This is a genomic window from Schleiferilactobacillus perolens DSM 12744, from assembly GCF_001435585.1.
Classification (GTDB): Bacteria; Bacillota; Bacilli; order Lactobacillales; family Lactobacillaceae; genus Schleiferilactobacillus; species Schleiferilactobacillus perolens.
Window position 1 is genome coordinate 164,955 of the sequence record NZ_AZEC01000005.1, and the last position, 12,247, is coordinate 177,201.

Sequence of the window (12,247 nt, forward strand, 5' to 3'; positions counted from 1 at the left end):
GTGAAGATATGGGGAAAAAGCGTGTCTATGAATTCGCAAAAGAAATAAAAGTACCCAGCAAACAAGTCGTCGAGGCTGCTGAAAAGGCAGGTTTGGCCATTAAGAATCATATGGCCATGATTGACGATGCTGGACAAGCCAAGGTCAAAGCGGCCTTGCAGGGCGGGCAAACCACGCCTGTTAAACAACCGAGTGCTCAAGAGCGCCCAAGTGTCAACAATGAAAAGCCAGTACAAAAAGACGAACACACAGGGAAGACCAAAATTTTGGTCTCTGCGATTCGTCGTCCGAAGAGCAAGCCGAATGCGGCCCATGCCAGTGTGCACGGCGTTCGCAGTACGACCCGTATTCCGCGGGACTTACCGCGGCGGGAGCGCCAGCGGCCAGAAACGAAGCCGACTGTGCAACCTGCAGTGAACGCGGCGCCGGCTAAACAGCCGACACCCGTGGCCAAGGAAGAAACCAAGCCGGTGAAATCCGTGACCGCGACCCCGCAAACAGACAAACAGCCCACCGTTCAGTCTGCTCAACAGACCACGCCACCGACCCATCACACTACCAACAGTCAGGAGCCTAAAGCTACGGTTACAACCACAAAAGAAAAAGACGCCCGCGCGACGAGTACAAATCGTCCGCGCCAGGAACAACGCACTCAAAACGCCAGCACCAATCGAAATGAAACAAAAGGTGCCCGCCCAGACCAGAGTCGCAATCAAAATCAAGGTCAAAATCGCAACCGGAGCAACAACACCGGCAGCAATCAAAACCGCAATCGGAATGCGAGCAGCAACCAGAACCAGAGCCAAAATCGCAACCGACCGAATACAAATACGACTAGTCAATCACGCAACCGGCCCAACACTGGTAATACGCAAACTAGTCGCCAACCAGTCGCGGCGACGACAGGTGAGAGCAGCGACCGGAACAACAACCGGAATCGCAATCGCAACAGTAATACCAATAACAACAATTATCGCAGTAACGATAATCGGTTTGGCGGCAACAAGCGGAATCGCCGCAACAAACGTAATAACCGGCGCCGGGAGAATGAACACAAGAAGCCAATGCCCCAGCGTAAGGATCGTCCGTTACCCGATGTATTAGTTTACACCGAAGGGATGAACGCTCAGGACCTGGGTAAATTGCTGCACCGGGAACCTGCCGAAATCGTCAAGAAGTTGTTCATGCTGGGCGTGATGGTCAACCAAAACCAATCCCTGGGTGATGAAGCGATCGAACTCGTGGCCACCGATTATGGTATCGATGCTAAGAAGAAGGTCGAACAAGACATTTCTGACTTGGATGCGGTCTTTGAAAAGGAACAAGAAAGCAAGGATAATTTGGTACCACGGCCGCCAGTGGTGACCATCATGGGACACGTTGACCATGGGAAGACCACTTTGCTGGATAAGTTACGACATACCCATGTGACCGAGGGCGAAGCTGGTGGGATTACTCAGCATATCGGGGCTTATCAGACAAAGCTCGATGGCCGGGTGATCACCTTCCTTGATACCCCTGGGCACGCGGCGTTCACAGAAATGCGGGCGCGCGGTGCAGACGTCACAGATATCATTATCTTGGTTGTGGCTGCCGATGATGGTGTCATGCCTCAGACTATTGAAGCAATCAACCATGCCAAAGCGGCCAAAGCACCAATTATCGTGGCCGTCAATAAGATCGATAAGCCCGGGGCCAATCCCAATCACGTCATGGAACAATTGACTGAATATGATTTGATTCCAGAGGACTGGGGCGGCGACACGATTTTCGTCAATATTTCGGCCAAGTACGGTAAGAACTTGGATGAATTGTTGGAAATGATCCTGTTGCAGGCTGACGTCATGGAATTGAAGGCCAATCCGAAACAACCTGCCGTGGGTACTGTTTTGGAAGCGAAGTTGGATAAGGGCCGGGGCCCAGTGGCATCATTGCTGGTGCAACAAGGGACACTGAAGACAGGCGACCCAATTGTTGTCGGCGATACCTTTGGTAAAGTTCGGGTCATGACCAATGATCGCGGTCGGCGGATTAAAGAAGCTTTACCCGCTGAACCTGTGGAGATCACTGGTTTGAGTGATGTACCGAATGCGGCTGATCACTTCGTTGTCTTTAAGGACGAAAAAACCGCTCGCGCTGTCGGTGAAGAGCGGGCTAAGAATGCCCAAGAAGAGGAACGGAAGAACACGAACCATGTGACTCTGGACAATCTGTTTGAAACGATGAAGGAAGGTCAACTGAAAGAAGTTGACGTCATCATCAAGGCTGATGTCCAAGGTTCCGTTGAAGCGCTGGCTGGCTCACTGAAGAAGATCGAAGTCCAAGGCGTCCGAGTGAACATTATTCACCAGGCCGTGGGTGCGATCAACGAAAGTGATGTGACGTTGGCAGCAGCTTCCAACGCCATCATTATTGGTTTCAACGTTCGGCCGACTCCGTTAGCGCGGCAACAAGCTGACTCTGACAAGGTCGATATTCGACTGCATCGGGTAATTTACAAAGCGATCGATGAAGTTGAATCGGCCATGAAGGGTATGTTGGAACCAGAATACGAAGAAAAGATTACTGGGAACTTGAAGGTCCAAGAAATTTACCATGCTTCTAAGCTTGGGACAATTGCGGGTTGTATGGTGACCAGTGGTTACATTTCTCGGGATTCCGGTGTACGCTTAATCCGAGATGGTATTGTCGTTCATGAAGGTAAACTGGCTTCCCTGAAACGGTTTAAAGATGACGTGAAGGAAGTTCGGCAGGGCTTTGAATGCGGGTTAACGATTGATGGCTACAATGACATCAAGGTTGACGACGAATTAGAAGCTTACGTCATGGAAGAAGTACCAGTTCAATAATGATAGCGGGGTGAACTGATGTGAAACATCGTATTGGTCGAGTAGAAGCAGAAATTCAACGGGAAGTCACCGACATCCTATTGAAGCGTGTGCGCGATCCACGGGTTGAAGGCGTCACGATTACCGGCGTGGATGTGACCCAAGATCTGGCATACTGCAAGATCTATTACAGCATCCTTTCTGATCTGGCGTCTGCCGCAGAAAAAGCACAAGCTGGTCTAGACAAGGCCACACCGCTGATTCGACGTGAGTTGAGTCATCGGTTAACGACTTACAAGATTCCAGAACTGTCTTTCCATCAGGACCCATCTGTCCGTTATGGGGAGCATATTGATCAGTTGATTCGTCAGTTGCACGTGGATGGACACGAAGAGGGATAATTCCCTTTCTCAACTGTACTAAAGAGGCACCAGTCAACGTTTTAACGTTAACTGGTGCCTCTTTTTGCATTTCAGGCACGAAAATGCTCATTTCACGCTCATCTCGATTTTTAGATTCTCATCTGCGGTATGCTGAATACAGTTAATTGATGGATTTGATTTTTGAGAGGTGATCGTAATGATTCGAAAAATGGCCGATAAGCATTATACAATCTGGCAAAATTTGCAGTGGTTTAAAATTCAACGACGCGGTCTGGCCGACGAGGTGAAGTGGTGGCTGCCCGGCATTCTGCTCATTCAGTTGGGGGTAACGTTAATTAGTGCGGCAATTCCCGCGGTGCTAGTCCGTTTATTGGGTCAACAAACCGGACTACCCACACTGACCTTGGTGATGATTGGGATTGGTCTGGGACTCGGGTGTTTACAGTTTGGCCAGACAGTGTTAGATACGTATATGCATAATGCCACTAGTGTGGTACGGATGGAGATGTTTACCAAAGACGGTGCCGATTACTTGCATATCCCATATGTCGCTGCAGCCAATGCGGAAGTTCGCGCCAAGCGCAGTGAAAGCATGAATTATGGCTATGGCGGTGACAACTCAGGGATTGAGATATTCTACAATGCGCTGGTCCATACCGCGTTGAACAGCATACTAATTGTTGTTGACGCACTCATTCTTGGTTGGGCATCGTGGTGGATCACGCTAATCATTGGTATCACGACGGTGCTGGCATTTTTTCCACAACAGTCTTTTCAACAGTATCGCCGCTTACAACAAAAGGTGATTGAAGATAGTTGGTCTCCCCGGACATATATATCCCGGTCTGGCTTTCGAGAAGAAAATGGGAAGGACATTCGGCTTTATCACATGGCGAATTGGTATCAGGGCAAATATGAACATTTTGTCGAGGCCACAGATTCGGCCCAGATGAAAATTGAAAGACGCCAATTTTGGATTAGCACGGGTTCGGCCTTGCTAACTTTGATTCGCAATGCGGTCGGTTATGGGGCGTTGATTGTCTTGATGGTTAACCATCAATTGAGTATCAGTCGGTTCACGTTTTACTTTACTTTACTGAGTACGGTGGGGGCCACGGTTGAAGCACTGCTAAAGCAATATGGTTTGCTGAAAGGCGCCAACACGGATACAAATACGGGGCGGCGTTTTCTGGATTGGGCCGACGCGGTGATCCATGATATGCCCAAAGGTAAAGCAGTACCAAGCTTTGACCGGCACAAACCGTTTACAGTATCTTTTGATCATGTGACGTTTACGTATCCAGATGGCCAAGTACCGGTGTTGAAGGATATTTCTCTGACTCTGAAGGCGGGTGAACGAGTCGCATTAGTTGGCTTGAATGGTGCCGGTAAAACAACGATCACCATGCTGATGATGGGTTTACTGACACCAGACAAGGGAACGATCACAATCAATGGCGTGGATATTCAAAGCATTCCGCCAGCCACTCTGCGCAGTTATTTCTCGCCAGTATTCCAAGAAGGTACAGTATTTGCTGGTAGTGTGGCATACAATGTTGCAATGACAAGAGATTATGATGCCCAGCGGGTGCAGGCAGCGTTATCCGAAGTCGGGTTAACTGCCGACATTGCCAAGTTAGCCCATGGTATTGATACGAAATTGACGAACTACATCCAGGATGACGGGGTCACACTATCTGGTGGGCAAACCCAGAAGTTAATGATTGCCCGGGCATTGTATCGAAATGCTCCCATTTTGATTTTGGATGAGCCCACGGCGGCATTAGACGCACTGGCGGAAAGTGATTTGTATCAGAATTACCAAAAGATGGCGGCGGGAAAGACGAGTCTCTTCATTTCTCACCGGTTGGCGTCCACGCGCTTCTCAGATCGCATTCTGTTTTTACAACACGGGCAAATTGCGGCCAGCGGCACGCATGCGCAGTTGTTAGCGCATTGTCCGGCGTATGCTGTGTTGTATCACACCCAAAGTCAATACTATTCCGAAAAACAAACGCCAGAGGAGGCGGTTCAAGATGCCTAAAAAGTAAATCATCATACTTACCGTGAATATCTCCATTACGCTAATTTGATAAAACCGCATTCTGTGGCCGTCCAAGCTGCATTGGCGATAGTGACACTCCTTCAAGGGTATGTGGCGGTCACCTTCTTGGGGCTGTTAGTCTCTCAACTGACCAGGCCAAATGTCACTGTCAACCAATTGTGGCCAATTACAGCAGGTTTTTTGGGTATTATATTTGGCTTAGCCGTATTGGGCTACTGGTTGAACATGCATGCACAGGCGAACGGGTGGTCCGCGTGGTTTGGCATGCAGGCAATGACTAACAAAAAGATGCTGACAGTCACCTATCCAACCTTTATTGATCCGAAGTTTCGAGATAACTACGCGGCGGCCAACACCAGTATTAATTATTCTGGCGGATTCGCCACATTTATTACCGAAATTGTGAATAGCGTTTGTGGTTTGTTGGTTGCCGTGCTGCTTTCTGGGGCGTCGCTGGTCGCCTTATTCGGTGCGCGGAGTACACAGACCACGACATTGGCTCAGTTTGCTAATTCTCCATGGCTGCTCATATTGATGTTGTTCATCATTGCCATCCCGGTCGTTGCCGCTTTCCCATTAGCAAAATTGAGCGGCAGATTCACTCAGAAGTTCTATCAGTATAATATCCAGTTTAACCGGATCGGTGAGTATTATATTCAAAAGGTGTTCGAAGACTACTCGATTGGCAAAGTGATTCGAATATTCGATCCCCACGATCATCTGGTGCACCATTTTGGCGAGATGAATCGAACTCAGATCAAGCAGGACAACAAATTGTTAACCCAGGCCACAGCCGTCCGCAGTCTCAACAATATTGTACTGAGCGTGATCGTTGGCGCCCTTTATGTTGTGGTCGGAATCAAAGGCCTGGCCGGCGCGATCTCAATCGGGGCCGTGATTGCTTACGTGGGTTATCTGCAACAAGTCATTAGCGCACTGACCACCATGATGGACACGGTTGGAACTAGCGCAGCCACTTTGAAAGGGTTGGATCAGTTTATCGATTTCATCGAATATCCGGATGCGCCAGCCACGGGCAAGTTACCTGTTGAAAAACGTTTGGACAATGAGTACGCCATCAAAGTGGATGATGTGAGCTTCCGGTACCCTGGGGCCAAAGCGTGGTCATTGCGTCATGTCACATTGGACTTCAAAGTCGGGCAGCGGCTGGCGCTCGTCGGACCCAACGGCAGTGGCAAGACCACGTTAATTAAATTACTGACGCGGTTGGCCGAGCCAACAGAAGGACATATTCTCTTAAATGGAATCGATATTCAAAAGTACGACATTCACGAATATCAGCAAATCTTTGCCGTGGTGTTTCAGGATTATCGACTGTTCGCGTTTTCTGTGGCAGATAATGTCGCTGTCAATACCCACAAGGATCCAGCACGGATGAAACGGGCCCTCACACTTGCGGGTGTTTGGGATAAGGTCCAGACCTTACCCAAGCAGGCGGACACCAGTTTGACGAAAAATATTGACCCGGATGGTGTCGATATTTCTGGCGGGGAAGCACAAAAGATTGCGATCGCCCGCGCATGGTATAAAGACGCCCCTTTCATCATTCTGGATGAGCCCACGGCGGCACTGGACCCTGTGTCCGAGTATGAAATTTATCAGCGGTTTGATGATTTGATGGAGAACAAGACGGCCATCTATGTCTCGCATCGCATGAGTTCCACGCGCTTCAGTCAACGGATTGTCGTGCTTGATCATGGGGAAATCGTGGAGGACGGCACCCACGAATCCTTAATGCAGGCCAAGGGATTGTATTATCGGTTGTTTGAAGCCCAGGCACAATACTATACCAGTGACAAAATTAAGGAGGAACGCAAAAACGCTGATGCCACATATGCTATCAGCTAACAAATTGCTTTTGGGTCGTTGTCAGTTTGCGCTGTCAACGACCTTTTTGGCGGGTAACGGCAGGGCAATTTCAGTGACAAACACGCCTTCTTCATACTGCCGATTGATCATACCGTTGTATTTACTGACTAAGGCATTGATTCGGCGAATTCCCAGGCCGCGTTTGTCATTTTTTGTCGAAGCATAGTCGTAATTAATATACTGATCAGCCGGACGCGTATTGGTGACGGAAATATAGAGCTGCTGTTTCATAATGGCAATGTACACGCGTAAAAAACGGTCGTCATCAGCAGATTGAGCCTCGATTGCTTCAATGGCGTTGTCCAAAATATTCCCCAGTACGACGACCAGATCCACATCTTTAATTAGCGGTTGTGGGCCAACGAAAGCTTTGATGTTCATGGGAATATGGTGATGTTTGGCGATGGTCAGTTTGGCATTGAGGACAGCGTCCAGCATGGGATTACCGGAACGGACGATTTGCTCAATGTCACCCAGCGATGTTTCCAGTTCACCAAGATAATGTTGGGCTTGGGCGACATCACCGGTATCCAGATATACTTTTAAGGACTGCAAGTGGTCGTGGTAATCATGCCGCCAACCGCGAATCTGGGCATACAGATCGTTGACTTCTTTGATGTAGTTGGCCATGATGCCATCCAGCGAACGGGCATAGACCATGTCGGTTTGTTGGAAGAGGTAGTTGAGTAAGCGCGTTACCAAAAGCACCATGACCACCCACAGGATTAGCAGTAAGAAACGGACCAGCGTGCCGGTTAAGAAAAAGAGACCTGCCATGATGCCGCCACCACTGCCCAACAGCCACCATAATGGCCGATAAGCTTGGCTGCGACTAATATGGATCACACTGCCGCCGACGAGTACTGTGAACAGGGCAGTGGCACTGGTCGCAATAGGCAGCCAAATCGCAGAAATCGCAGCCGCCAGTAACAAAGCAGCGAGGACAATATCCGGCCAGCGGGCATGCAGATTGTCATGGGGCAGCCAGATGGCCAAACCAATCGTCAACATGGCGGCCAGCACAATTCCCCACGGTGAAAAATATGCTGCCCCAACAATTGGCAGTAAACACAGGACCGACCACCGCGCCTTCGCCTTTGGTTGCGCCTCCCACCAGATGAGTCCGGAAATTGTTAAAAAAAGAAAACAGTTTAATGAGTTTGCTGCCATCATTTCTGAACCAGCTTCCGGTAACGATCCCAAAAGGCTTGTTTAACTGCCTGGGTGCGATTACGGGCCAGCGGCACTGGTACGCCATTGGCCAGGGTCACCGTGTCTTTGCCGATGGTCCGGATATGATCAATGTTCACTAAAGCCGAGCGATGGACGAGAATGAAACGATTGTCCAGTTGGGTTTGGATATTCGCCAGACTCTCCTTGAACCTGTTTTGCCCCTCTTGAGTAATCGTCGTTAAATAGTGGCCATCCACGGTGAAAGCCATGATGTCGTAAAGATGCACCTGCGTGGGACCAGTATTGAAGGGAAGTACGATGAAGGCCGGACGCTTCATCGCAGCGGCACGATCGAGTAATTTGGTCATTTTTGCCCGGGTGATAGGCTTCAAAATATAATCCAGGGCGTTAACGTCATAACCGTCAAAAACGTAATCATCATAATTGGAAAGGAAAGCGAGGGGTAGTTTGGCGTCTTGCTGGCGAATTTTTTTGGCGATGGCCATCCCGTTGAGACCAGGTAATTTGATATCTAATAACACTAAATCGAGGTGAGGATGATCCGGCCACGCAAATAAGAACTGTTCTCCAGAGGCAAAAACATGCCAAGTTAAATCTCTTGGCAAATCAGCCAACATCGTGGTTAAAGCTTTTTGCATCACCGGATTGTCTTCAATGACAGCGATCTCCATATGCGTGCCCGCTTTCTCGTTTTATTGTTAGTGTATCCTACAATGCCGAAAATGTGAATTAGCTAAGCAATGGTCTAAAAAATGAGTGTCGGGTAATTTTTCCGGTGGTCCGCGGCCATCCTTTGGTTCCTGGGCAATTCCGGTGTAAACTGAAGGATACATATCTTTATTCGGTATATTGGAGGAATTTTTGTGATCAACGGTTTTATTCCACTGCATAAGGAAGTGGGAATGACGAGCTTTGCTTGCGTGGCAGCGGTCCGAAAAATTGTCAAACAGAAACGAATCGGCCATGGCGGGACACTGGACCCAGATGTGGATGGTGTATTGCCGATCTGTTTAGGGGTGGCGACGAAACTGGTCAATCGGTTACAGACGATGCCGAAAACATATACGGGCCAAATTACATTGGGCTTTGCCACAGATACAGAGGATCTTAGTGGTCAAGAAATTGCCCGAGAACGAATACAAGTCCCAATGACTAACGATCAGATTGATGCCGCTTTGGCCTCTTTTCAAGGCGATTATGAGCAAACACCACCGCTTTTTTCGGCAGTCCGGGTAAACGGCAGGCATTTGTATGAGTACGCTCGTGCCGGTGAAAGCGTGGAACGTCCGCGCCGGCTGGTCCATGTCTATCAGTTTAGCCGCACCACAGAGCCAGTCTTCGATGCGGCGGCGGGTGAACAAACATTTTCATTCACCGCCAAGGTATCCAAAGGGACGTACATTCGGACCTTGGCGTCGGACCTGGGTACTCGATTGCATGTACCGGCAGTCATGAGTCAATTGACCCGGCAGTCCAGTGGTGGTTTTCAATTAGCAGACATGGTCACCATAGCCGAGCTGGATGATGCCGCCGCGGCAGATCGATTAAATGATTATGTGCAGCCGATCCAGGCCGTATTTACTGATGTGCCTCACTACGATTTAAACTCGGCAGGGTGGGAACGGGTACAGCATGGTAATTATTTAAAGATCGATCGGCCGGCAAAAGACGGTGATGAATTGTTTTTGCGCTATCGCGGCGATATTCAAGCAATTTACCAGTATGCTGAAAGCAGTCACACCTGGCGCGCTGAGTTAATGTTGTTGCATGAAGTGGAGGAAAAGGAATAATGCAGGTCATTTCACTAGCCAGTCCCATCCCAGAAACAAAGCAATGGCAGGAACCGCGGGTATTAGTATTGGGTTTTTTTGACGGCGTGCACCGCGGCCACCAAGCGGTGATAGCGCAGGGTAAAAAAATTGCCCAAGAACACGGGTGGCCCCTCAGTGTTTTGACGTTTGCAGACCATCCCGCTATTTTATATCGGCATGCGGATCCGGCGACTTTTCAATATTTGACACCCATTGCTGAAAAAACGGCGTTGATGGCGCGCTTTGGGGTGGATCAATTATTCGTCATTCAAACGGATGATTCATTTACGCAGGTCACTTCCGCCCAATTCATTGATCGATATGTGGTAGGGCTCAACGCGCAGATTGTAGTTGCTGGGTTTGACTATACGTTTGGACCCAAAGAGATTGCTAACATGCATACGATCCATGATTTTGCGAAAGGACGCTTTCAGTCAGTGGCGGTACCCGCGGTTGCGTTCAATGGGGTCAAAGTCGGCGCCACAGAAATCAGGGAAATGTTAGTCGCCGGGCATGTGGATCGGGCCAACACGCTGCTGGGTTGGACGTTCTGTAATACAGGAACGATTGCCCATGGAGACCAGCGGGGCCGTACCTTGGGATATCCCACGGCGAATTTGGCCATTGGTGCAAACCAAGTGATTCCTGGGGTGGGTGTTTATGCCACCCGTTTCTTAGTTGATGGTCAGTGGCATCAGGCAATGACGTCGGTAGGGTATAACATCACATTTACGGCAGACCATCCGCTTTCAGTAGAAAGTCACATTCTCGATTTTTCCGGCGACATTTATGACCGCATCGCTAAAATTGCTTGGGATCATTATTTGCGGGGGGAGATCAAGTTTGCTTCGGCTGAAGCGTTAACGGAACAAATGGCTCAGGATGCTCAAAACACACGCCGGTATTACCAGCAAAGGAGTTTTTAACATGGCGGCGGCATATCTGCATATTCCATTTTGTGAACACATTTGCTATTACTGCAATTTCAACAAAGTGTTTATCCAAGGCCAACCGGTCGGGGAGTATATTACCCGATTATTGGAGGAAATTCGGCTGGTGACGGCGCAATATCCCGATGAACCGATTGAAACCGTATATATTGGCGGCGGTACACCTAGTGCGTTGACACCAGCACAGATGGATCGGCTGCTGACGGGGGTCAATGAATTGCTGCCGTTGCCGCAAAATGCTGAATTTACCATTGAATGTAATCCAAACAACTTATTAACCATGGATTTACTTCATGTCTTTCGCGACCATGGGGTGAATCGGTTAAGTGTGGGTGTTCAATCATTCAATGATGACGTGCTGAAAAAAATCGGCCGTACGCATCGAGCCAAAGATGTGTACACGGCTTTTGCCAATGCTCGCCGTGCCGGTTTCGAAAACATGAGTATGGATTTAATCTATCGGTTACCGGGACAAACCCAAGCTGATTTCACTGATAGTTTAAAGCAAGCAATCTCTATCGATTTGCCGCATTACGCGACCTATTCGTTGATCCTTGAACAGCGGACCGTTTTCTACAACTTGATGCGCGCGGGTAAATTGCAGCTGCCCAGTGATGATACTGAAGCGGATGAGTATGAAGAGGCGATGGCTTTCTTTGCAGCCCATGGCCTGCATCAATACGAGATCAGCAACTTTGCTAAGCCGGGATTTGAATCGGTGCACAATAAAAAATATTGGCAAAATCAAGATTACTTTGGTTTTGGCGCGGGCGCCTGGGGGTATTTGGACCGTGATCGGTACCACAATTTTGGCCCTATTCAGCAGTATTTAGCGCCGTTGCGGGATAATAAAGTGCCGGTTTTTGCCCGGCAGTTAGTCTCCCCAGAGGAACAAATGGAAGAGCAAATGTTTTTGGGGTTACGGATGAACACTGGCGTTGATCGACACACTTTCGCCCAACGTTTTGGCATGAGCGTCGAAGATGTTTTCGGCACCACTGTGGCCGATTTAGTGCAGCGCAGGCTGCTTACAGATGATGGGCAGCATATTGCATTGACCAAGCGGGGCCGGTTTATGGGAAATGATGTCTTCGAGCAGTTCTTGCTGGATGATGTGGACTGACAT

10 protein-coding genes are annotated in these 12,247 nt (G+C 49.0%); 8 read left to right on the forward strand and 2 right to left on the reverse strand.

Going from position 1 to position 12,247, the window contains the following annotated elements; genetic code table 11:
• Window positions 1-8: 8 nt before the first annotated feature.
• The 4 genes from infB to FD09_RS16675 all read left to right on the forward strand — a co-directional run bounded on the left by infB (window position 9) and on the right by FD09_RS16675 (window position 7,145).
• The gene (gene infB / locus FD09_RS07485; RefSeq protein ID WP_057819916.1) at window positions 9-2,849 is read left to right on the forward strand and encodes a translation initiation factor IF-2; all 2,841 of its coding nucleotides are present in this window, start codon (window positions 9-11) and stop codon (window positions 2,847-2,849) included.
• A 20-nt stretch (window positions 2,850-2,869) separates the two neighbouring features.
• On the forward strand, window positions 2,870-3,229 hold the full coding sequence (gene rbfA, locus FD09_RS07490) for a 30S ribosome-binding factor RbfA (RefSeq protein ID WP_057819918.1): 360 nt from the start codon (window positions 2,870-2,872) through the stop codon (window positions 3,227-3,229).
• Window positions 3,230-3,407: 178 nt separating this feature from the next.
• Window positions 3,408-5,255, forward strand: coding sequence for an ABC transporter ATP-binding protein (locus tag FD09_RS07495; protein WP_057819920.1), 1,848 nt, complete (start codon window positions 3,408-3,410; stop codon window positions 5,253-5,255).
• A 45-nt stretch (window positions 5,256-5,300) separates the two neighbouring features.
• Window positions 5,301-7,145, forward strand: coding sequence for an ABC transporter ATP-binding protein (locus FD09_RS16675; protein ID WP_235812231.1), 1,845 nt, complete (start codon window positions 5,301-5,303; stop codon window positions 7,143-7,145).
• Window positions 7,146-7,166: 21 nt separating this feature from the next.
• Here the strand turns inward: FD09_RS16675 and FD09_RS07505 are convergent, their stop codons facing one another.
• Window positions 7,167-8,177 (reverse strand): sensor histidine kinase, encoded by a 1,011-nt coding sequence (locus FD09_RS07505; RefSeq protein ID WP_338054153.1) that lies wholly within the window; start codon window positions 8,175-8,177, stop codon window positions 7,167-7,169.
• Between FD09_RS07505 and FD09_RS16680 the strand changes: the two genes are divergently transcribed.
• Complete coding sequence (locus tag FD09_RS16680; RefSeq protein ID WP_235812232.1) at window positions 8,155-8,382, forward strand: hypothetical protein; 228 nt, start codon at window positions 8,155-8,157, stop codon at window positions 8,380-8,382. The two genes, FD09_RS07505 and FD09_RS16680, sit on opposite strands and share 23 nt — an antisense overlap.
• On the opposite strand, the gene FD09_RS07510 is transcribed toward FD09_RS16680, so the two are convergent.
• Window positions 8,336-9,031, reverse strand: coding sequence for a LytR/AlgR family response regulator transcription factor (locus FD09_RS07510; RefSeq protein WP_057819927.1), 696 nt, complete (start codon window positions 9,029-9,031; stop codon window positions 8,336-8,338). The two genes, FD09_RS16680 and FD09_RS07510, sit on opposite strands and share 47 nt — an antisense overlap.
• Window positions 9,032-9,226: 195 nt before the next feature.
• On the opposite strand from FD09_RS07510, the gene truB reads away from it, so the two are divergent.
• From truB to hemW, 3 genes are read left to right on the forward strand one after another with little or no spacing between them, the layout of a single operon-like run.
• Window positions 9,227-10,150 (forward strand): tRNA pseudouridine(55) synthase TruB, encoded by a 924-nt coding sequence (truB, locus tag FD09_RS07515; RefSeq protein WP_057820219.1) that lies wholly within the window; start codon window positions 9,227-9,229, stop codon window positions 10,148-10,150.
• Entirely contained in the window at window positions 10,150-11,097 is a 948-nt protein-coding gene (gene ribF / locus FD09_RS07520; RefSeq protein ID WP_057819930.1) for a riboflavin biosynthesis protein RibF, read from the forward strand. Before truB ends, ribF begins: the two co-directional genes overlap by 1 nt.
• A 1-nt stretch (window position 11,098) precedes the next feature.
• The gene (gene hemW / locus FD09_RS07525) at window positions 11,099-12,244 is read left to right on the forward strand and encodes a radical SAM family heme chaperone HemW (RefSeq protein WP_057819932.1); all 1,146 of its coding nucleotides are present in this window, start codon (window positions 11,099-11,101) and stop codon (window positions 12,242-12,244) included.
• Window positions 12,245-12,247 lie beyond the last annotated feature (3 nt).

What these genes read in the sequence shown, in the direction of transcription:
- FD09_RS07505 (WP_338054153.1), bottom strand. Translation starts at nt 8,177, where the DNA reads ATGTTGACGATTGGTTTGGCCATCTGGCTGCCCCATGACAATCTGCAT.
- FD09_RS07510 (WP_057819927.1), bottom strand. Translation starts at nt 9,031, where the DNA reads ATGGAGATCGCTGTCATTGAAGACAATCCGGTGATGCAAAAAGCTTTA.
- FD09_RS07495 (WP_057819920.1), top strand. Translation starts at nt 3,408, where the DNA reads ATGATTCGAAAAATGGCCGATAAGCATTATACAATCTGGCAAAATTTG.
- infB (WP_057819916.1), top strand. Translation starts at nt 9, where the DNA reads ATGGGGAAAAAGCGTGTCTATGAATTCGCAAAAGAAATAAAAGTACCC.
- FD09_RS16680 (WP_235812232.1), top strand. Translation starts at nt 8,155, where the DNA reads ATGGCCAAACCAATCGTCAACATGGCGGCCAGCACAATTCCCCACGGT.
- ribF (WP_057819930.1), top strand. Translation starts at nt 10,150, where the DNA reads ATGCAGGTCATTTCACTAGCCAGTCCCATCCCAGAAACAAAGCAATGG.
- hemW (WP_057819932.1), top strand. Translation starts at nt 11,099, where the DNA reads ATGGCGGCGGCATATCTGCATATTCCATTTTGTGAACACATTTGCTAT.